This window comes from Mannheimia cairinae (assembly GCF_028649535.1).
Lineage (GTDB): Bacteria > Pseudomonadota > Gammaproteobacteria > Enterobacterales > Pasteurellaceae > Mannheimia > Mannheimia cairinae.
Genome location: NZ_JAQSJE010000009.1, coordinates 327,591 through 347,091, shown reverse-complemented (window position 1 = coordinate 347,091; position 19,501 = coordinate 327,591). Strand labels below are relative to the sequence as shown.

Annotated in this window: 21 protein-coding genes; 12 read left to right on the top strand and 9 right to left on the bottom strand. The window is 37.0% G+C overall.

What is annotated here, in order from left to right; all coding sequences use genetic code 11:
- The first annotated feature begins 64 nt into the window (after positions 1–64).
- The 3 genes from PTQ27_RS10620 to PTQ27_RS10610 all read left to right on the top strand — a co-directional run bounded on the left by PTQ27_RS10620 (position 65) and on the right by PTQ27_RS10610 (position 3,695).
- Positions 65–1,387: an L-cystine transporter gene (locus tag PTQ27_RS10620; RefSeq protein WP_273748697.1), complete on the top strand. Its 1,323-nt coding sequence runs from the start codon at positions 65–67 to the stop codon at positions 1,385–1,387.
- Between the two features lie 153 nt (positions 1,388–1,540).
- Complete coding sequence (gene asd / locus PTQ27_RS10615; protein WP_273748698.1) at positions 1,541–2,656, top strand: aspartate-semialdehyde dehydrogenase; 1,116 nt, start codon at positions 1,541–1,543, stop codon at positions 2,654–2,656.
- Between the two features lie 112 nt (positions 2,657–2,768).
- Positions 2,769–3,695, top strand: a complete 927-nt coding sequence (locus tag PTQ27_RS10610) for a LysR family transcriptional regulator (RefSeq protein ID WP_273748699.1) — start codon at positions 2,769–2,771, stop codon at positions 3,693–3,695.
- A 40-nt stretch (positions 3,696–3,735) separates the two neighbouring features.
- Here the strand turns inward: PTQ27_RS10610 and PTQ27_RS10605 are convergent, their stop codons facing one another.
- The 3 genes from PTQ27_RS10605 to udk all read right to left on the bottom strand — a co-directional run bounded on the left by PTQ27_RS10605 (position 3,736) and on the right by udk (position 5,206).
- The gene (locus tag PTQ27_RS10605) at positions 3,736–3,891 is read right to left on the bottom strand and encodes a DUF1328 domain-containing protein (RefSeq protein ID WP_273748700.1); all 156 of its coding nucleotides are present in this window, start codon (positions 3,889–3,891) and stop codon (positions 3,736–3,738) included.
- A gap of 77 nt (positions 3,892–3,968) precedes the next feature.
- The gene (gene dcd, locus PTQ27_RS10600; RefSeq protein WP_273748701.1) at positions 3,969–4,550 is read right to left on the bottom strand and encodes a dCTP deaminase; all 582 of its coding nucleotides are present in this window, start codon (positions 4,548–4,550) and stop codon (positions 3,969–3,971) included.
- 8 nt (positions 4,551–4,558) lie between these two features.
- A complete protein-coding gene (udk, locus tag PTQ27_RS10595) occupies positions 4,559–5,206 on the bottom strand; it encodes a uridine kinase (protein WP_273748702.1) in 648 nt (215 codons plus the stop codon).
- A 101-nt stretch (positions 5,207–5,307) separates the two neighbouring features.
- Between udk and PTQ27_RS10590 the strand changes: the two genes are divergently transcribed.
- The 7 genes from PTQ27_RS10590 to PTQ27_RS10560 all read left to right on the top strand — a co-directional run bounded on the left by PTQ27_RS10590 (position 5,308) and on the right by PTQ27_RS10560 (position 11,912).
- Positions 5,308–5,937 (top strand): LysE/ArgO family amino acid transporter, encoded by a 630-nt coding sequence (locus tag PTQ27_RS10590; RefSeq protein ID WP_273748703.1) that lies wholly within the window; start codon positions 5,308–5,310, stop codon positions 5,935–5,937.
- A gap of 114 nt (positions 5,938–6,051) precedes the next feature.
- Positions 6,052–7,104, top strand: coding sequence for a rod shape-determining protein (locus PTQ27_RS10585; protein WP_273748704.1), 1,053 nt, complete (start codon positions 6,052–6,054; stop codon positions 7,102–7,104).
- Positions 7,105–7,207: 103 nt separating this feature from the next.
- Complete coding sequence (gene mreC / locus PTQ27_RS10580; protein WP_273748705.1) at positions 7,208–8,263, top strand: rod shape-determining protein MreC; 1,056 nt, start codon at positions 7,208–7,210, stop codon at positions 8,261–8,263.
- Entirely contained in the window at positions 8,263–8,751 is a 489-nt protein-coding gene (gene mreD, locus PTQ27_RS10575) for a rod shape-determining protein MreD (protein WP_273748706.1), read from the top strand. The genes mreC and mreD overlap by 1 nt, the downstream gene beginning before the upstream one ends.
- Positions 8,752–8,770: 19 nt before the next feature.
- Entirely contained in the window at positions 8,771–10,108 is a 1,338-nt protein-coding gene (locus PTQ27_RS10570) for a replication-associated recombination protein A (protein WP_273748707.1), read from the top strand.
- Positions 10,109–10,191: 83 nt separating this feature from the next.
- Positions 10,192–10,977, top strand: coding sequence for a zinc ABC transporter permease subunit ZnuB (znuB, locus tag PTQ27_RS10565; protein ID WP_273748708.1), 786 nt, complete (start codon positions 10,192–10,194; stop codon positions 10,975–10,977).
- 134 nt (positions 10,978–11,111) lie between these two features.
- A complete protein-coding gene (locus PTQ27_RS10560) occupies positions 11,112–11,912 on the top strand; it encodes a class II glutamine amidotransferase (protein ID WP_273748709.1) in 801 nt (266 codons plus the stop codon).
- Positions 11,913–11,960: 48 nt separating this feature from the next.
- Here the strand turns inward: PTQ27_RS10560 and PTQ27_RS10555 are convergent, their stop codons facing one another.
- From PTQ27_RS10555 to efeO, 3 genes are read right to left on the bottom strand one after another with little or no spacing between them, the layout of a single operon-like run.
- Positions 11,961–12,581: a Fe2+/Pb2+ permease gene (locus tag PTQ27_RS10555; protein ID WP_273748710.1), complete on the bottom strand. Its 621-nt coding sequence runs from the start codon at positions 12,579–12,581 to the stop codon at positions 11,961–11,963.
- A 7-nt stretch (positions 12,582–12,588) separates the two neighbouring features.
- On the bottom strand, positions 12,589–13,785 hold the full coding sequence (gene efeB / locus PTQ27_RS10550; protein WP_273748711.1) for an iron uptake transporter deferrochelatase/peroxidase subunit: 1,197 nt from the start codon (positions 13,783–13,785) through the stop codon (positions 12,589–12,591).
- A gap of 14 nt (positions 13,786–13,799) precedes the next feature.
- On the bottom strand, positions 13,800–14,612 hold the full coding sequence (gene efeO / locus PTQ27_RS10545; protein WP_273748712.1) for an iron uptake system protein EfeO: 813 nt from the start codon (positions 14,610–14,612) through the stop codon (positions 13,800–13,802).
- Between the two features lie 176 nt (positions 14,613–14,788).
- On the opposite strand from efeO, the gene uvrB reads away from it, so the two are divergent.
- Positions 14,789–16,807: an excinuclease ABC subunit UvrB gene (gene uvrB / locus PTQ27_RS10540; protein WP_273748713.1), complete on the top strand. Its 2,019-nt coding sequence runs from the start codon at positions 14,789–14,791 to the stop codon at positions 16,805–16,807.
- Positions 16,808–16,905: 98 nt separating this feature from the next.
- Here uvrB and PTQ27_RS10535 read toward each other — a convergent pair whose 3' ends face one another.
- Complete coding sequence (locus tag PTQ27_RS10535; protein ID WP_273748714.1) at positions 16,906–17,487, bottom strand: thymidine kinase; 582 nt, start codon at positions 17,485–17,487, stop codon at positions 16,906–16,908.
- A 52-nt stretch (positions 17,488–17,539) separates the two neighbouring features.
- A complete protein-coding gene (gene zapB, locus PTQ27_RS10530) occupies positions 17,540–17,758 on the bottom strand; it encodes a cell division protein ZapB (RefSeq protein WP_273748715.1) in 219 nt (72 codons plus the stop codon).
- A 195-nt stretch (positions 17,759–17,953) separates the two neighbouring features.
- Here zapB and glpX point away from each other — a divergent pair, with 195 nt between their 5' ends.
- Complete coding sequence (gene glpX / locus PTQ27_RS10525; RefSeq protein WP_273748716.1) at positions 17,954–18,973, top strand: class II fructose-bisphosphatase; 1,020 nt, start codon at positions 17,954–17,956, stop codon at positions 18,971–18,973.
- 67 nt (positions 18,974–19,040) lie between these two features.
- Here the strand turns inward: glpX and PTQ27_RS10520 are convergent, their stop codons facing one another.
- On the bottom strand, positions 19,041–19,364 hold the full coding sequence (locus tag PTQ27_RS10520) for a helix-turn-helix domain-containing protein (RefSeq protein ID WP_273748717.1): 324 nt from the start codon (positions 19,362–19,364) through the stop codon (positions 19,041–19,043).
- Between the last annotated feature and the right edge of the window lie 137 nt (positions 19,365–19,501).

Here is a 19,501-nt window from a genome sequence, read left to right as displayed (position 1 = left end):
CAAATCGTCTTGATTGAGTGTTGTAAGCATATTAGTCTTACGACATTTTTTTATTGGAGGAACAATGCTTATTCTAAACTTAATTGTATTTGCTGCCATTTTATTTTTACTGGCACAAATTTATAAATCTACACAAAAATTAGGGCAAACTGTCTTTATCGGTTTACTGCTAGGGGTGGCAAGCGGTGCTTTTTTACAATCTTTTTACGAAAAAAACACTGTTGATGCAACACTAGATTGGATTAATTTAATCGGCAATGGCTATGTTCGTTTGCTACAAATGATCGTAATGCCGTTAGTTTTTGTCTCTATTTTATCTGCAATTACACGCTTAAAAGAAGCAGGGGCATTAGGTAAAATTAGTTTTAGTGTACTGTCTGTCTTATTAGTGACAACCGCAATTTCAGCAGCTATTGGTATTGCATTAGTTTACCTTTTCGATTTATCAGCAGAAGGATTAGTTGCTGGTAGTCGTGAATTAGCTGCACAAGAGCGAGTAGTTGGGCGAGCAGAGCAAGTAAGTAATTTATCTGTGCCTGCAATGTTGCTTTCATTTATTCCTAGAAATCCATTTTTAGAACTAACGGGTGCGAATCCTACATCAATTATTAGTACCGTTATTTTCTCCGCTTTACTCGGGCTTGCAGCACTCAGTTTAGGTAAAGAAGATAAAGATTTAGGTGAAAGAATTAGCCAAGGGGTTGAAACGCTAAATAAACTCATTATGCGTTTAGTACGTTTTGTTATTCGCTTAACACCTTACGGGGTTTTTGCATTAATGATCAAAATGGCTGCAACATCGCAATGGAGTGATATTGTGAATCTAGGTAGCTTTATTGTGGCTTCTTATATTGCGATTGGTTTAATGTTTGTGGTACACGGTATTTTACTTTTCTTTGCCAAAGTGAACCCATTTGATTATTACAAAAAAGTATTACCAACCTTGAGTTTTGCATTTACCTCTCGTTCAAGTGCGGCGACTATTCCGCTAAATATTGAAACACAGACAAATAAACTAGGTAATAATAATGTGATTGCAAATTTCTCAGCGACATTCGGGGCAACTATTGGTCAAAACGGATGTGCAGGTATTTATCCTGCAATGCTAGCGGTAATGATTGCACCAACAGTAGGTGTCGATCCATTTAGTATTAATTATATTTTAACGCTCATTTTAGTTGTTGCTATTTCATCTTTCGGGATTGCAGGCGTTGGCGGTGGTGCAACATTTGCAGCTATTGTAGTCTTATCAACATTAAATTTACCAATCGAATTGGTTGGTTTATTAATTTCGGTAGAGCCTTTAATTGATATGGGACGTACTGCATTAAATGTAAATGGGGCAATGGTTGCCGGCACATTAACAAATAAATGGAATAAAGAATAGAGCATACAATAATCCGTACTTTTAGGTGCGGATTATTTTTTTATCATAAGGATAAGACTTTTAAGCTCGCACGAATAAAAACATTGATTTTTCAATGAAAATCTTGTATTTATTCATAATCTTAACAACAATTATTTTTTAGGAGCGAACACAATGCAAAATGTAGGTTTTATCGGCTGGCGAGGAATGGTCGGTTCAGTTTTAATGGATCGTATGGTTGAAGAAAATAACTTCGCTAATATCAATCCTATTTTCTTCACAACATCACAAGCAGGCCAAAAAGCACCGGTATTTGGTGGTAAAGATGCTGGTGTATTAAGAGATGCCTTTGATATTGAAGAACTAAAAAAATTAGATATCATTGTAACTTGTCAGGGCGGTGACTACACAACAGAAGTATATCCAAAATTAAAAGAGAGTGGCTGGAATGGTTACTGGATTGATGCAGCTTCAACTTTACGTATGAAAGATGATGCGATTATCGTATTAGATCCAGTAAACCAAAATGTTATTTCTGATGGGCTAAAAAAAGGCATTAAAACATTCGTTGGTGGTAACTGTACCGTAAGCTTAATGTTAATGGCGATTGGTGGTCTATTTGAAAAAGATTTAGTAGAGTGGATCTCTGTTGCAACTTATCAAGCAGCTTCTGGTGCTGGTGCAAAAAATATGCGTGAATTGCTTTCTCAAATGGGCGAATTACGTGATTCGGTTCAAGCTGAGTTAGCAAATCCATCTTCTTCAATTTTAGATATTGAACGTAAAGTAACAGCAAAAATGCGTGCAGAAGATTTCCCAACGGAAAACTTTGGTGCAGCATTAGGTGGCAGCTTAATTCCTTGGATTGATAAATTATTACCAGAAACTGGACAAACTAAAGAAGAGTGGAAAGGTTATGCAGAAACCAATAAAATCTTAGGTTTATCTGATAATCCAATTCCTGTTGATGGTTTATGTGTGCGTATTGGTGCATTACGTTGTCACAGCCAAGCATTTACTATCAAATTGAAAAAAGATATTCCACTAGAAGAAATTGAGCAAATTATTGCGTCACACAATGAATGGGTTAAAGTGATTCCTAATGATAAAGAAACAACATTACGTGAATTAACACCTGCTAAAGTAACAGGTACATTAAGCGTGCCAGTTGGCCGTTTACGTAAACTTGCAATGGGGCCTGAATATTTAGCGGCATTTACCGTGGGTGACCAATTATTATGGGGTGCAGCAGAACCTGTGCGTCGTATTTTAGTGCAATTAACAAAATAATTTAATCTAAATGTAAGCGTTATAAGCGGTCAGGTTTTGTAAAGATTTTGCAAAATTTGACCGCTTTTATTGTTATAATCCCATTCAGTTTTCTATTTTAAGATAAAGTATTATGAAATCTATCTTTCTTGAAATTCGCCATTTACGCACGCTCATAGCTTTAAAAGAAAGTGGAAGTGTATCACTTGCGGCTAAAAGGGTACATTTGACACAATCAGCACTTTCCCATCAAATTAAATTATTGGAAGATCAATATGATCTAACATTATTCGAGCGTAAAAGTTCGCCTATCCGTTTTACTGCTGCTGGAGAAAGGTTGGTTAAGCTCGCCTATGATATATTACCACAAGTTATTGAGGCAGAACTAGATTTAGCTAGAGTAAAGCAAGGTGAAGTAGGCGAGGTAAGAGTTGCGGTAGAATGCCATACTTGTTTTGATTGGCTTATGCCTGCAATGGATACTTTCCGCCAGCATTGGCCATTGGTAGAACTTGATATTGTTTCTGGGTTCCATACTGATACAGTTGGCTTATTGTTAAGCCACAGAGCTGATCTTGCTATTGTCGCAGAAGAGGAAGAAAATGCAGGTATTATATATAAGCCCTTATTTTCATATGAAATGGTGGCAATTTGTTCCAAAGACCATCCATTAGCAACGAAAGAGATTTGGGAAGCTGAGGATTTTAAAGAGGAAACACTTATTACATATCCTGTTCCTGATGATATGTTAGATCTACTACGTAAAGTGTTAAATCCTGCCGGTATTAAAGTAACTCGTCGTAATAGTGAATTAACCATTGCTATTATTCAACTGGTTGCAAGCCGAAGAGGTGTTGCTGCTTTACCATACTGGGCAGTGAAACCTTATTTGGATAGAGGTTATGTTGTGGCTCGAAAAATAACGAAAGAAGGCTTATATAGCAATCTTTATGGTGCAATTCGTGAAACAGATTCGGCACTCGCTTATTTAGATGATTTCCACGATACCGTTAAATCGCAAAGTTTCGCAACTTTACCAGGGTTAATCGTTTTAGAGTAGAAATGAAAGCCACAACAGAAGATTGTGGCTGGGAATTAATCTATTTTCGTTTGAAAAAGAATGAGATGATAGAGACAACCAAAAAGACAAAAAATAGAATTTTAGCAATGCCCGCAGCACTTCCGGCAATGCCTCCAAACCCTAATAAAGCAGCAATAATAGCGATAACAAAGAATACAACTGAATAATGCAACATAATGATCTCCTTATGTTTTGTTATTAACTACCTTGAACTTAACACACTTAGATACATATTGCAAAAAAATATCAATTTTAGTCTTGGTTGATTCTGCTTGAAATGGCACTTTGTTGGTTTTTATATTTAGCGTCTTTGCGTGCGTTATAAGGCTTTTCAGCTTCACCGCTTAGCACTTCAAAGCTTAAGGCACCAATCGCCATATTAGGTCGTAATGCTAATGGTAATTTTCCAGCATTAAAGAATTCTAATACAATTTTGCCTTCCCAACCTGGGTCAATTCGATGAGCGGTCACGTGAACCATCAAACCTAATCTTGCCAGTGATGAACGGCCATCTAACCAACCTACAATATTTGCAGGTAAAGTCACCGATTCAAGTGTTGTAGCTAAAGCAAGTTCACCTGGGTGTAAGAAAAAGGCCTCATTATCTGCAATAATAATTTCTTCACTCATCACATTATTTAATTGAGCGGTTACTTCCTCTCTTGGGCCACTTAAATCAATATAAGGTGTATTATGTTCACGAAATACTCGAAATGAGTTACCCAAACGAACATCAGCAGTCGCACCTGAAATTTTATCGTCAGCGGGACGTGGGCTAATGATGATTTTTCCTTCATCTAAATAACGCTTAATATCAGTATCACATAAACGCATAGGAACTCCTATTTTAATAATTGCTTAATTTGGGCTTTTAAAATATCGATTGCAATACGGTTTTTACCACCTTTTGGCACAATAATATCGGCATATTGTTTTGATGGTTCGATAAATTGTAAGAACATTGGGCGAACAGTTTTGCGATATTGAGTAATAACAGATTCCATTGTTCTTCCACGTTCAACCATATCACGCTGTAAACGACGAATAAAACAAATATCTAATGGTGCATCCACGAAAATAGAGACATTGATTTCATTACGGATATATTCATCTGTTAATAATAAAATACCTTCAAGGATAATAATTTTTTTAGGTTCAAAATGTTTTGTCGTTGTTTTGCGGTTGTGTACAGAGTAGTCATATTCAGGAATTTCTATTGCTTTACCTTGCTTTAATTGGCGTAAATGCTCAACTAATAAATGGTGGTCCATAGAGCTTGGGTGATCGTAATTGGTTTTTATACGCTCATCCATCGAGAGATGAGATTGATCTTTATAGTAAGCGTCTTCAGAAATAATACCGATATTATCAGTTCCTAATTCTGTTTTTAACTCTTTGTAAATGGTTGAGGCAATAAGGCTTTTTCCTGATGCTGAGGCACCAGCAATCGCAATAACAACACAAGATGGATTCTGAATAATATCACTCATAAAAATTTCCTATTAAGTAAAAAGAATATCATTTAAATTATACCGAATTTTTACAAACTTTTCTGTATAATTGACCGCTTAATATGGGGTTTGGAGAAAAAATGGATACTTTTATTCAAGGATTTATAGTTTGTTTTGGCTTAATTGTTTCAATCGGAGCTCAAAATGCTTTTTTATTAAAACAAGGTATTTTAAAACAGCACGTTTTTTGGATAGCTTCGATGTGTTTCTTAGGCGATGTATTTTTAATGACCATTGGTGTGCTTGGCTTAGGAACGCTTATTGCAGAGTTACCTATTCTTAGCTTAGTAATATCGCTATTAGGGGCTATTTTTTTGCTGACTTATGGAAGCCGTTCTTTTATTAGTGTTTTTCGTAGTGAAGGGTACTTAAGTGCAGAAGGAGAAAATGCCTCCACACTAAAAAAAGCATTAATGATTACCTTTGCAATTACTTTTTTAAATCCTCACGTCTATATTGATACTGTCGTGATTGTCGGTAGTATCGGCGGAAAACTCAATTTTGATGAGAAAATGTATTTTTTAGCAGGAGCCTTAATTTGCTCATTTATTTGGTTTTTTGGTGTTGGATATGGTGCAGGTTTGTTGTCGCCTTATTTTGCAAAGCGTAGAACGTGGCAAATTTTAGATGCGATAACAGGTTTTATTATGTATTTTATTGCATTTAGCCTGCTTATTTATGCATATCAGTTAAGTCAGCAAATTTTCTAATACAACTTAAATTTTCATTGCTGAGCAGGGGCTTTTTTTGCTATATTTAACGACAATATTTTCGCACGAAAACGTGCTGATTTAATTGAACAATTTATTTTGACGGATTCTTTTATGTTTAAAAAATTTTTAGGGTTATTTTCAAACGATCTATCTATCGATCTCGGAACAGCAAACACATTAGTATATGTAAAAGGGCAGGGAATTGTTTTAGATGAGCCATCTGTTGTAGCGGTTCGTCAAGACCGTATGGGATCATTAAAAAGTATTGCTGCAGTCGGTTCACACGCAAAATCAATGTTAGGTCGTACACCTAAAAGCATTATGGCAATCCGTCCAATGAAAGATGGTGTTATTGCGGACTTTTTTGTAACTGAAAAAATGCTTCAACATTTTATTAAGCAAGTTCACAGTAATAATTTTATGCGTCCAAGCCCTCGAGTATTAGTTTGTGTGCCAGCAGGAGCAACACAAGTAGAACGCCGAGCAATTAAAGAATCAGCTATTGGTGCAGGTGCACGTGAAGTATATTTAATTGAAGAACCAATGGCAGCTGCTATTGGTGCGGGTTTACCCGTTCACGAAGCAATGGGTTCAATGGTTATTGATATTGGTGGCGGTACAACAGAGGTTGCAGTGCTTTCATTAAATGGTATTGTACATTCAACATCTGTTCGTATTGGTGGCGATAAACTTGATGAAGCAATCATTGCTTATGTTCGCCGTCATTTTGGTTCTGCTATTGGTGAAGCAACAGCAGAACGTATTAAACAAGAAATCGCAAGTGCAAAAATTGAATCTGATGAAGATATTAAAACAATGGAAGTGCACGGTCATAACCTTGCAGAAGGTGCTCCTCGTACATTTGAGCTTAATTCAAAACACGTATTAGAGGCAATAGAACAGCCTCTAAATGGTATTGTGGATGCGGTGAAAGCAGTATTAGAGCAATGCCCACCTGAACTTGCAGCAGATATTTTTGAGCGTGGAATGGTACTAACAGGTGGTGGTGCATTATTACACAATCTTGACCGTTTGCTTTCAGACTCAACAGGGGTTCAGGTTATTGTTGCTGAAGAACCTTTAACTTGCGTAGCTCGTGGTGGTGGTAAGGCATTAGAAATGATCGATATGCACGGCGGCGATGTGTTTAGTAATGATGAATAATTATAGCTTTTAATCAAATATTAAAATGAAGGTTGGCAATGGAGAAACTCTATTGTCAATTTTCATTATATATTCCTAATAAATTTCATATTATATTTCTCTAATGAAACCTATTTTTGCTAAATCGCCTTCGTTAGGCACACGTCTTATTATTGCGATTATACTTTCAATTATACTCATTATATCTGATGGGCGTAGTTCAGCAATGATTCAAGCACGCAATATGATGGAAACTGCAATAAGTGGATTATATTATTTTGCTAATACACCTCGTTCAATCTTAGATGGTGTCAGTGGTAATTTCATTGATAATAATAAATTACAGCTTGAAAATAACTTATTAAAAGAGCAGTTAAGAGAAAAAAATGCAGATTTGCTGTTGCTTGATCAACTCAAAGTAGAAAACCAACGCTTAAGACTCTTACTAAGTTCACCTTTACGTCAAGATGAATATAAGAAAATTGCCGAAGTATTGGCTGCTGAAATGAATGTATATCGCCAACAAGTCATTATTAACCAAGGTAGGCTAGACGGTGCATTTGTTGGACAACCTATTATTGATGAAAAAGGCGTTGTCGGTCAGGTTATTTCTGTTGGTGAAAAATCTAGCAGAGTGTTGCTATTAACAGATGTTACACACGCTATTCCGGTGCAGGTACTGCGTAATGATGTTCGAGGCATTATTAATGGAACAGGAGTAAATAATGAATTAGTTGTTGATAATTTACCTCGCTCAATAGATGTGGTTAAAGGCGATGTTTTAGTTACTTCTGGTCTAGGTGGACGTTTCCCTGAAGGTTACCCTGTAGCAGTAGTTGAAACTGTAGAAAATGATACAAAAAGTCAATTTGCTCGCATTGTTGCTCGACCATTAGCATCTTTTGATCGCTTACGTTACTTACTTCTACTTTGGCCGACTTCGGAAGAAAAAAGTTACACTCAAAGTTTATCGCCAGAGCAAGTTCGAGAAGTGGTAGAAGAACGTCGTAATAGTATGAATCCGTTTGAACGATTAAGACAAATGTCAAATAAGAAAACAGAAGTACAATTAGAATCAAAAGAAGAGATAATTGAAGCTGAGGATCCAACAGAAAATCCTGCAACGCATCCGGATGCGGAAATGAATGAAAGCTACCACATTGAGCAAGGAGCTGAATAATGAGAACAAATCCTATTTTTCAGCTACTTGTGCTAATTGCTATTTTTATGATTTCTTTTGTACTGGAAATTATGCCTTGGCCAATAGGATTTCAAGGGTTGCGTCCAACGTGGGTAGTGCTTGTTTTAATCTACTGGGCTTTGGCATTACCGAATAGGGTTAGTGTTGGCACCGCATTTATTGCAGGCATAGTATGGGATTTAATATTAGGTTCTATTTTAGGCATACACGCACTGGTTCTTTCTCTTGCCATCTATTTTGTTGCAAAATATCACCTTATTTTGCGTAACTTATCACTTTGGTTACAAAGTCTATTGGTAATAGCTTACATTATATTAATTCGTTTCTTAATTTTTGTAGTTGAATATCTACTACATAGTGCAGAATTTAATACTCAAGAAATACTTGGTGCGGTAATAAGCGGTGTATTATGGCCTTGGATTTTCTTATTAATGCGTCAAATTCGCCGTCAATTACGTTTACGTTAAAAAGTCAGCTGGAGATGAAATGAGCAGCCTATCTTTTGATTTTTCTGAAGATTTTCGACCGCTTGCAGCAAGAATGCGACCGCAGAATTTAAATGAATATATCGGTCAAACTCATCTACTTGCTGAAGGCAAACCGCTTCGTAGAGCGATTGAATTAGGCCATAGTCACTCAATGATTTTTTGGGGCCCTCCAGGCACTGGGAAAACAACCTTAGCAGAGATCATCGCTCACCATCTTGATGCAGAAGTAGAACGCATTTCTGCAGTAACCAGTGGAATAAAAGAAATTCGAGAAGCTGTAGAAAAAGCCAAATTAAATCGTCAATCTGGAAGACGAACTTTATTATTTGTTGATGAGGTTCATCGCTTTAACAAAAGCCAACAAGACGCTTTTTTACCTCATATTGAAGATGGCACAATTATTTTCATTGGTGCAACAACAGAAAATCCATCTTTTGAATTAAATAATGCGTTACTCTCACGAGCGAGAATTTATATTCTAAAACCACTGCAATCTATTGAAATAGAAAAAGTATTACAGTCAGCATTAACAGATAACACTCGAGGGTTAGGTAATGAAACACTGATTCTTGAAGATGATGTATTAAAGTTACTTGCCGATTATGTTAATGGCGATGCTAGATTTGCCCTAAACTGCCTAGAATTAATGGTGGATATGGCAGATGCTACAAAGCAAGGGAAAGTGCTTAATAAAGCATTATTGACAGAGGTTTTAGGCGAACGACAAGCTCGGTTTGATAAAGGTGGCGATCGTTATTACGATCTTATTTCAGCACTGCATAAATCCATTCGAGGCTCATCGCCAGATGGGGCATTATATTGGTATGCTCGCATTTTAACTGCAGGTGGCGACCCGCTTTATGTAGCAAGGCGGTTACTGGCAATCGCCTCTGAAGATATTGGTAATGCTGATCCTAGAGCAATGCAAATTGCTATAGCTGCTTGGGACTGTTTTACTAGGGTTGGGGCTTATGAGGGCGAACGAGCCATTGCACAAGCTATCATTTATCTTGCGGTTGCACCGAAGAGTAATGCGGTTTACCAAGCATTTAATGAAGCTAAGCATTTAGCAAAAGAAGCGAAAGATTATGATGTCCCAGAGCATTTACGCAATGCACCGACTAATTTAATGAAATCTCTAGGTTATGGAGAAGAATATCGGTACGCTCATAATGAGCCAAATGCTTATTCGGCAGGGGAGAACTACTTTCCGCCAGAACTCAAAGACACTCGTTTCTATTTCCCAAGTGAGAGAGGAATGGAAAAACAGATTAAAGAAAAAATGGCGTGGCTAACAACCCAAGATGAATTAAGTTCGGTTCAACGCTACAAATAATTTGCACAAGCGGTTAAATGTCACTATTTTTTTGCAAAATTTTCCAGAAAAACAACCGCTTGTTAGTTTAAGGTTAGTAATTTATGTTTGATATTTTATTTCCAGCTTGGTTAGCTGGTGTTTGCCTTGCTTTTATTACAGCTCCGTTAGGGGCTTTTGTTGTATGGCGAAAGATGGCATATTTTGGGGATACACTTTCTCATTCCGCTTTACTTGGTGTTGCACTAGGTATTTTTTTACAAATTGACCCTTATCTTGCCGTTATTGTAATGACAATAGTATTAGCATTGTTATTGGTTTGGCTAGAGCAAAAGACCAGTTACTCGGTTGATACGGTGCTAGGCATTATTGCACACAGTAGCCTCTCTTTAGGGGTAATTACTATCAGTTTGCTAGATAATGTACGAGTAGATCTAATGTCTTATCTTTTTGGCGATTTATTAGCAATTAATTTTAATGATGTGATTTTTATTGCAATAGGTGCAATCGCTATTCTATTTATTTTGACGATATTTTGGAAGCGATTGCTTTCAATGACGATTAGCCCTGAACTTGCTCAAATTGAAGGGCTAAATGTGGCTCGTTTGCGGTTATTATTAATGATTTTAACGGCATTGACTATTGCTCTGAGTATGAAATTTGTTGGTGCTTTAATTATTACTTCGCTTTTGATTATTCCATCAGCAACCGCAAGAAGATTTGCTAAAACACCAGAGAAAATGGTGCTGATTGCAATATTATTTAGTATTATTGCAGTTACGACAGGCTTGCTATTATCGGCTTGGAAAGATACACCAGCAGGGCCTTCTGTGGTGATTTGTTCAGGTGCTTTATTTTTATTATCTTTAATCAAAAAGGAAAATGCCTAAAAATAAAAAAGATATATATTATACAAATAAAGCATAATATTTGATTCAATTCCCATTGAAATTAAATCTCAAACTGTTTAAATTTAATTATTATTTTTTATTACCTCTATTATTTAAGAATTTAAGAAATTACTATGTGTCAATTACTTGGAATGAATTGTAATACTCCAACGGATATTACCTTTTCTTTTGATGGTTTTCGTCGCCGAGCAGGTGTAACAGATCATCATACAGATGGATTTGGAATTGCTTTTTTTGAAGGAAAAGGCGTACGTATTTTTCGAGATAACCGTCCTGGTGCATCATCACCAATGGCGGATTTAGTTGGGCAATATCATATCAAATCGCTCAATGTTATTTCTCATATTCGTAAAGCAACACGAGGCGATGTAAATTTAGAAAATACTCATCCTTTCATTCGTGAATTATGGGGCGAAAATTGGGTTTTTGCACATAATGGTACGGTGGAAGGCATTGAAATCTGTAAAAACTGTCACTATCAACCTATTGGTACAACAGACTCAGAAGCTGCATTTTGCCGTATGGTTTCTGAATTAAAAGCACTGCATCCAACAAAACCAAGTGAAAAAGAAATTTTTGATGCAGTAGTGAAAATTACCTCAAAAATTGCAGAACACGGTGTATTTAATTTTATTTTATCTAACGGGCATTGGATGATCGCACGTTGTACTACAAATTTACATTATGTATGTCGTAAAGCACCCTTTGGTAAAGCATTGCGAGATGATGATGTCTCTATTGATTTTAGCCAATATACGACTATTAACGATAAAGTGACTATCATCACCACCCAACCATTAACCAAAAATGAGAATTGGACGAAAATGAAAAATGGTGGTTATGTTTTCTTCAAAGATGGCGACTTACTATTTGAAATTGAGGGAACGCTACCAGAAGCTAAACCTCACGTATAACTTCCAAATTAAAATACCTAGCATCTGCTAGGTATTTTTTATGGCAGCCTATTTGATAACGAATTGACTGAATTCTTGCATAATATTGCCTAATTCAGTAACTCTCTCCTCAATTTTCAATAAGTCTGGCTTTTCAGCTGTTACTACAATTCGCATTAAGCCGAGAATACGTTCAAATTGTCCATAATGTGTTAGGCTCATTTCTCGTACCGACTTCTCATATTTCGCCCAGTTTTTACCAAAGTTACGAGCCGCTTGTTTGATCTTATCTATCTCTTTTGTTTGAGTTGCAAGATTTAGCTCAACATAAAGCGGTGTCATTTTCTCGATGAATTCTTGCTGTTTTTTCCGATAATCGACAGGGTTTTGCTCTTTTTCAAAAGCATATAAATTTTTAGCAAGCGTTTCTAAATTATCAGCATTGGGAGTTTTTATCGCTTTATCTAATGCTTCTTTAACCAGTACTCCTGCTGTAGAATCATTCTGTTCTATATTCAAAAAACTTTGCTCTAAAGCGGTCAAATTTTGCTGAGATTTTGCAAATTCGCCTTTTTTCATTTCTGCCATTGCATCGGAAAGTTGAATAAATAGTGGGCTAACATCCACTTTGGCAAAAGTGGTTGCTGAAGAAAAGAGTAGCGGAATAAGCCATAATTTTTTTAATTTCATTTTTACCTCACTCAACTAAGTCAAATAATGCCTTACCAAGGTAATCATTTTCATCTTTTACCCCAGCAAAACAAGCAAATAACCCACTGCCGATATGGGTGATGTATTCGTTCATTTTATCAATATTACCTAACGCATTTTGAATTTTAATAAATTGCTCCGGGCTTTGTTGAAATGAAATAAATAACAAGCCGGAATCAAATTGCCCTTTATCATCAATACCGCTGGAATAAGAGAACGAGCGGCGGAGCATTTTAACACCGGTGTTATGGGCTAGATGAGTATGGGAAATTTCCGGCATTATCGGGTTGCCTTTTTCATCTTTTTTAGTGAGATCGAGTTTTTCAAATTCGGTTTTATGCCCAAGCCCGGCTCCCGAATCACGGTATCTACCAAAGGTTTCTTCTTGAGATTGTAAGTGAGTACGATCCCAGGTTTCTAAAAACATTTTAATACGGCGAACGGCTAAATAAGAACCGCCTTTCAGCCAACCGTCTTGCTGAACCCAAACGACATTATCTTGATCTTTCAGGCTATCGGCATTTGCCGTTCCATCTTTAAAGGCAAATAAATTGCGTGGTGTATCATTATTTAAAAAGGAATTAAAGCCCATTTGCGACCATTTCATTTTCACTTCGCCACGGGCAACTCGCACTAAATTTCGTACTGCGTGAAATGCAACTTGCGGGTCATCGGCACAGGCTTGAATACAAATATCGCCACCGGTATATTCAGCTTGAAGTTGATCTCGTGGGAAGTGTGGCAAGTCTTGTAATTCCGTAGGCTTCAAATGTTCAATACCAAGCTTAGTAAAGAAACTTGGGCTAACTCCAAAAGTTAGGGTAAGATCAAAGGCATCTAAACTATCCGCTTCGCCTGTATCAGCAGGGGGAACATAGGCATTTTTACCATAAGGTTTAACATTTTTGCCTAGGGTTAAATTTTTGCTATATGCCGTCCAGTTTTTAAAGGTTTCTTTAATTTTTGAAATATCCGTTGTATCTAAATCAAGCACCAAAAAATAGATATGTTTTTGAGCCGGGGTCGTAATTCCTGTCTGATGTTTACCGTAAAAATCATATTGATTTTGAGATTTAGGTGTGAGTTGGCGTGATTCCAATCCAAAAGCAGGAGCAGACAATAAGCCTGCTCCTACTAATGCGGTATGCTTTAAGAAATCACGGCGAGAAGTTGTTTCTGCCATTGTTCTGCTCCAATCTATTTATCTAAAAGAACACCTAATTGTGCTAATGGTTCACCTAGTTGATTTACCGCTTCTGCTAAGGCTTTAATTTCATCTTTAGATAGTTTGTCGTAACCGATATAATCATAACCTTCTTTTGCTTGGTTGTGCTTATCTAACAACGCATTAACAGCAGCAAAGCGAGAAGCAATTTCTGCAGAAAGTTTTGCATCTACTTTTTCTAATTGAGGCTTAAAGAGCTCATAAATTTTTTCCGCCCCTTCAATATTCGCTTTGAAATCATAAAGGTCTGTTTTAGAGAAAATTTCTTCTTCACCGGTTACTTTAGTGGTGGAAACTTCATTTAATAAATCTACCGCCCCTGTAATCATCAATTCTGGTGTAACTTCAGCCGTTGGAATTTTTGCACGCAGTTCTTTTACATCTTTTAATAATTGGTCAGCAGTTTCTTTTGTGCCTTTGGTGGTATTTTGCTCCCACAATACTTTTTCAATTTTATGGAAGCCGGACCAATCATCTTCGGTTTTACCTTCTTCGGTTAAATCGGCAAGGCGGGCATCAATGCGAGGGTCTAAATCGCCAAAACTTTCGGCAATAGGCTCAGAACGCTCAAAATACATACGTGCAAGCGGGTAAATTTGTTTTGCTTTTTGCACATCGCCAGCTTCTAAATACCCGACAAATTTTTCGGTGTCTGTAACTAATTGGTCAATTTGTTCAACCACAAATTGTTTATAAGCTTCAGTTTCTTTTGTTAAATCTAACGCTGAAACTTGTGCCGCTAAGAAAAGAGAAGAGAGAGTAAAAGCAAGTTTTGTTAAACGCATAGCGATTTCCTTTTATCATAAAAACTGTGAGCAAATAATATTCTTATTGGGAATTGTTCTCAAACGCAATAATTTAATTTTGTGATCTTATTCACATTTTATTTTGCAAAATTCCACTAAAAACCGACCGCTTGCTTGTGCTAGAATGGAGTGATTTTAAAAAATTAGGATTTTATATGAGCAAGCAAGGCAAACCCTTTATTCTTCACAGCCCTTTTAAACCCTCGGGCGATCAACCGTCAGCAATCGCAAAGCTAACCGAAGGCTTAAACGATGGTTTAGCCCATCAAACGCTTTTAGGGGTAACTGGCTCAGGTAAAACTTTTACCATTGCCAATGTGATTGCCGAGCTTAACCGCCCGGCAATGGTGCTTGCCCCGAATAAAACCCTTGCAGCTCAGCTTTATGCGGAAATGAAAGCCTTTTTCCCAGAAAATGCGGTGGAGTATTTCGTCTCTTACTACGATTACTACCAACCCGAGGCTTATGTGCCTGCCAGCGATACCTTTATTGAAAAAGATGCTTCCATTAACGAGCAGATTGAGCAAATGCGACTTTCTGCCACCAAATCTTTCCTAGAACGCAGAGATACCATCGTAGTTGCATCGGTTTCTGCCATTTATGGTTTGGGAGATGTTGATGCCTATATGCAAATGATGTTGCATTTACAAGTAGGAGCAATTATCAACCAGCGAGAAATTCTGGCTCGGCTTGCGGAATTGCAATATACCCGTAACGACCAAGCCTTTCAGCGTTCGACCTTCCGAGTAAGAGGGGAAGTGATTGATATTTTCCCTGCCGAATCGGACGAAATAGCTCTTCGAGTCGAGTTATTTGATGATGAAATTGAAAACCTTTCATTATTCGACCCACTGACAGGGCATAGTTTAGGGCGAGTACCACGTTATACCATTTATCCGAAAACCCACTATGTTACGCCACGTGAGCGAATTTTAGAGGCGATTGAAAATATCAAACAAGAGTTGGTGGAGCGCAGAGAATATTTCATCAAAGAAAATAAATTGTTGGAAGAACAACGTATTACCCAACGAACTCAATTTGATATTGAGATGATGAATGAGCTAGGTTATTGCTCTGGCATTGAAAACTATTCACGCTACCTTTCGGGCAGAAAAGAGGGCGAACCGCCACCGACGTTATTTGACTATATGCCGTCAGACGGTATTTTAGTGATTGATGAAAGTCACGTGACTGTGCCGCAAATCAGAGGAATGTATCGAGGTGACCGAGCCAGAAAAGAAACCCTAGTGCAATATGGTTTCCGCCTGCCATCAGCATTAGATAACCGCCCGTTACGATTTGAAGAATTTGAACGATTAGCTCCGCAAACTATTTATGTTTCGGCCACCCCGGGGGCTTATGAACTAGAGAAAAATCCTGATGTGATAGACCAAGTAGTTCGCCCAACTGGTTTGCTTGACCCGATTATTGAAGTTCGCCCTGTGGCGACGCAAGTGGACGATTTATTATCTGAAATTCACAAACGGGTAGAAGTGAATGAGCGAGTGTTAGTTACCACGCTAACTAAAAAAATGGCGGAAGATCTTACCGATTATCTTGATGAACACGGTGTGCGAGTACGCTATTTGCACAGCGATATTGATACGGTGGAAAGGGTGGAGATTATCCACGATCTACGAATGGGAATGTTTGATGTGCTGGTTGGCATCAACTTATTGCGTGAAGGTTTGGATATGCCGGAAGTTTCACTTGTGGCGATTTTAGATGCCGATAAAGAAGGCTTTTTACGCTCGGAACGCTCACTTATCCAAACAATTGGACGAGCAGCCCGAAATCTAAACGGAAAAGCGATTTTATATGGTGATCGCATTACAAACTCAATGCAAAAAGCGATTCAAGAAACAGAACGTCGCCGTGAAAAGCAGATGGAATACAATCGCCAAAATGGTATTACACCACAAGCCTTAAACAAAAAAGTGGGTGAATTGCTGGATATTGGTCAATCTGATAAGCCAAAACGTGGCAAACAAGCGGTTAAAAAATCGGATAATTTTGCAAACGACTACAAACCGAAATCCCGTAAAGAGCTAGAAAAAGAATTGAAAGTATTAGAACAACAAATGCGAGATTTCGCCAAAGATTTAGAGTTTGAAAAAGCTGCGGCAACAAGGGATAAATTGCAACAACTAAAAGCCATTTTACTGGAAATTTAGTTAGGAAATTGGTTTTGATATAAACTGATGTAGCAAGGACAAGCGGTTATTTTCGTATTGAATTTTGCAAATATTCAAAGAAATATAACCGCTTATTTTTATAATTTACCGAGCTTTTCTTTATAGTGATAACGACAAACAGAGAGGTATCTATCATTGCCACCAATTTGGATCTGTTCTCCATCTTTAATGGCTTCACCTTTTTCATTTAGTCGAACAACGAAAAGAGCTTTCCTGCCACAGTCGCAGATAGTCTTAAGTTCTTCTAGCTCATCTGCCCAAGCGAGCAGGTAACGGCTTCCTTCAAATAATTCGGACTGAAAGTCGGTTCTTAATCCATAACAAAGTACAGGGATTTTTAATTTATCAACCACATCAGTAAGTTGATAAACCTGTGATTTTGTTAAAAATTGAGCTTCATCAATTAAGATACAGTGTAACGTTTTTTCTTTGTGAGCAATTTTTATTTCTTCAAATAAATCAGTTTCAGCATTAAATAAATTCGCTGCTTGAGAAATACCAATACGAGAACTAACTTTACCAACACCAAAGCGATCATCAATCGCTGCGGTATAAACAAGGGTATTCATTCCTCGCTCTTGGTAGTTATAAGAAGATTGAAGCAGAGTAGTGGATTTACCTGCATTCATTGATGAATAGTAAAAATAGAGCTTTGCCATATTTGATTTAAATAAAAACGGCTAAAATAGTTAGCCGTTTATAGTGAAGGGATTAAACGTTGTCGATTTGACCTAAAAGTGAACGTAAACGCTCTTGGAAGTTTTGTTGTTCAACTTTTAATTGTTCGTGTTCTGCACGTAATGTTTCATTTTCTTGACGAGCTGCGTCATTTTTACCTTTTAATTCTTCAACTTCTAATTGAAGTAATTGGATTGTTTCAACAGCTTGTTTAATTTTTTCTTCTAATTGGTCTAACACAGATAAAGACATAGTAAATTACCTCTAAAATAAGTATGAAAGTTGTAACGATTATACCTTAAATCTGACCTACTTTTTATAAAAAAGTTTGGATATTTGTACATTTTTATTCAAATGACTAATTTTTAGTAACGCACAGCTTAAGTTACTGATAAAATAGGGTTCTCTTCTTTTAAAGTTTTTCTTTCAAGAAACTAAGGAACAAAAATGAAACGAACTCTTTCTTTTGAATTTTCTCGGGTTACAGAGGCTGCTGCACTTGCAGCTTATTCTTGGCTTGGTCGTGGCGATAAAAATGCAGCTGACGAGGCTGCAGTAAAAGCAATGCGTTTTATGCTAAATCAGATGGAAATCCGTGGTGAAGTTGTTATTGGCGAAGGCGAGATTGATGAAGCACCAATGCTTTATATTGGCGAAAAAATTGGTTTATCTCGACTAGAAGATGAAGAAATAAGCATTGCGGTTGATCCTATTGACGGCACAAGAATGACGGCAATGGGGCAAGCCAATGCATTATCTGTGCTTGCAGCTGGTGGAAAAGAGACATTCCTAAAAGCACCTGATATGTATATGGAAAAGCTAGTTGTTGGGCCAGAAGGCAAAGGAATGATCGATTTGAATTTGCCATTAGAGCAGAATTTACGTCGGGTAGCGTCTAAAAAAGGAAAATTACTCTCACAATTAACCATCGCAATTCTTGCAAAACCTCGTCATACGCAAATTATTGCTGATGTACAAAAATTAGGAGTAAGAGTAATGGCGATTCCTGATGGCGATGTGGCTGCAGCGGTTCAATGTTGTTTGCCTGATGCCGAATTAGATTTATTGTATGGCATCGGTGGGGCACCAGAAGGTGTTGTTGCAGGTGCTGCCGTTCGTGCTTTAGGTGGAGATATGCAAGCTCGTTTAATTCCACGCAATCAGGTAAAAGGAAATAGCCACGAACATTTAACGGCAACAGAAAAGGAACTTTCTCGTTGCAATGAAATGAATGTACCAGTTAATACGGTACTTAAGCTTGAAGATTTAGTGCGTGATGATAACCTTGTTTTTGTTGCAACAGGTATTACAACAGGGGATTTACTAAAAGGTATTAGCCGTAAAGGAAATATGGCAAGTACAGAAACTTTGGTAATTCGTGGACGTTCTAGAACCATCCGTAAAATTCAATCCTACCATTATATTGATCGTAAAGATAACGAGCTTCTTTCCTTATTGGATTTATAACATTATGAGTTAATCGGGCAAATGCCCGATTTTTTTATATTCAAACTTAAATCAATACACTGTAACGTTAGTTGTTTTGTTGAGTATTTACAACGCATAAATTAAAGCCTAAGGTTTCTGCTACGGTACAAATTGTTTGAAATTTTACTTGGCTTGGATCTTTAAACAAACGTTTGAGAGTAGAAGTCGAAATTCCTGTTTGCATTTCTAGTGTTGCTAATTCAATCCCTAATGTTTTTCTTTGTACATTGAGCTGTTTTCCAAATTCTTCCAAATTATCTAATTTACTTCTTTCAAATAATTTTCGCTCTTCTTGCTCTTGTTTTAGTGCCTGTTTTCTTAATTGATTCAGCTGGTTAATCTGATTTTGTAATTCGACTGAAAGCTTCATATGATTACCTTTGAGCCTTTTGTGATTATTTTTTATTAAAATGGATTATATATAACCCAAATGCAGTGATGTAGGTTATATATAATCTTAGTTGGTTTTATTTTTATAATCAAGATCTCAAATATAAACCTTGTTGA

What these genes read in the sequence shown, in the direction of transcription:
- zapB (WP_273748715.1), bottom strand. Translation starts at nt 17,758, where the DNA reads ATGTCTTTATCTGTGTTAGACCAATTAGAAGAAAAAATTAAACAAGCT.
- PTQ27_RS10555 (WP_273748710.1), bottom strand. Translation starts at nt 12,581, where the DNA reads ATGAAATTAAAAAAATTATGGCTTATTCCGCTACTCTTTTCTTCAGCA.
- PTQ27_RS10585 (WP_273748704.1), top strand. Translation starts at nt 6,052, where the DNA reads ATGTTTAAAAAATTTTTAGGGTTATTTTCAAACGATCTATCTATCGAT.
- PTQ27_RS10605 (WP_273748700.1), bottom strand. Translation starts at nt 3,891, where the DNA reads ATGTTGCATTATTCAGTTGTATTCTTTGTTATCGCTATTATTGCTGCT.
- PTQ27_RS10570 (WP_273748707.1), top strand. Translation starts at nt 8,771, where the DNA reads ATGAGCAGCCTATCTTTTGATTTTTCTGAAGATTTTCGACCGCTTGCA.
- efeB (WP_273748711.1), bottom strand. Translation starts at nt 13,785, where the DNA reads ATGGCAGAAACAACTTCTCGCCGTGATTTCTTAAAGCATACCGCATTA.
- PTQ27_RS10590 (WP_273748703.1), top strand. Translation starts at nt 5,308, where the DNA reads ATGGATACTTTTATTCAAGGATTTATAGTTTGTTTTGGCTTAATTGTT.
- udk (WP_273748702.1), bottom strand. Translation starts at nt 5,206, where the DNA reads ATGAGTGATATTATTCAGAATCCATCTTGTGTTGTTATTGCGATTGCT.
- efeO (WP_273748712.1), bottom strand. Translation starts at nt 14,612, where the DNA reads ATGCGTTTAACAAAACTTGCTTTTACTCTCTCTTCTCTTTTCTTAGCG.
- PTQ27_RS10520 (WP_273748717.1), bottom strand. Translation starts at nt 19,364, where the DNA reads ATGAAGCTTTCAGTCGAATTACAAAATCAGATTAACCAGCTGAATCAA.
- uvrB (WP_273748713.1), top strand. Translation starts at nt 14,789, where the DNA reads ATGAGCAAGCAAGGCAAACCCTTTATTCTTCACAGCCCTTTTAAACCC.
- mreD (WP_273748706.1), top strand. Translation starts at nt 8,263, where the DNA reads ATGAGAACAAATCCTATTTTTCAGCTACTTGTGCTAATTGCTATTTTT.
- asd (WP_273748698.1), top strand. Translation starts at nt 1,541, where the DNA reads ATGCAAAATGTAGGTTTTATCGGCTGGCGAGGAATGGTCGGTTCAGTT.
- PTQ27_RS10535 (WP_273748714.1), bottom strand. Translation starts at nt 17,487, where the DNA reads ATGGCAAAGCTCTATTTTTACTATTCATCAATGAATGCAGGTAAATCC.
- PTQ27_RS10560 (WP_273748709.1), top strand. Translation starts at nt 11,112, where the DNA reads ATGTGTCAATTACTTGGAATGAATTGTAATACTCCAACGGATATTACC.
- mreC (WP_273748705.1), top strand. Translation starts at nt 7,208, where the DNA reads ATGAAACCTATTTTTGCTAAATCGCCTTCGTTAGGCACACGTCTTATT.
- znuB (WP_273748708.1), top strand. Translation starts at nt 10,192, where the DNA reads ATGTTTGATATTTTATTTCCAGCTTGGTTAGCTGGTGTTTGCCTTGCT.
- dcd (WP_273748701.1), bottom strand. Translation starts at nt 4,550, where the DNA reads ATGCGTTTATGTGATACTGATATTAAGCGTTATTTAGATGAAGGAAAA.
- PTQ27_RS10610 (WP_273748699.1), top strand. Translation starts at nt 2,769, where the DNA reads ATGAAATCTATCTTTCTTGAAATTCGCCATTTACGCACGCTCATAGCT.
- PTQ27_RS10620 (WP_273748697.1), top strand. Translation starts at nt 65, where the DNA reads ATGCTTATTCTAAACTTAATTGTATTTGCTGCCATTTTATTTTTACTG.
- glpX (WP_273748716.1), top strand. Translation starts at nt 17,954, where the DNA reads ATGAAACGAACTCTTTCTTTTGAATTTTCTCGGGTTACAGAGGCTGCT.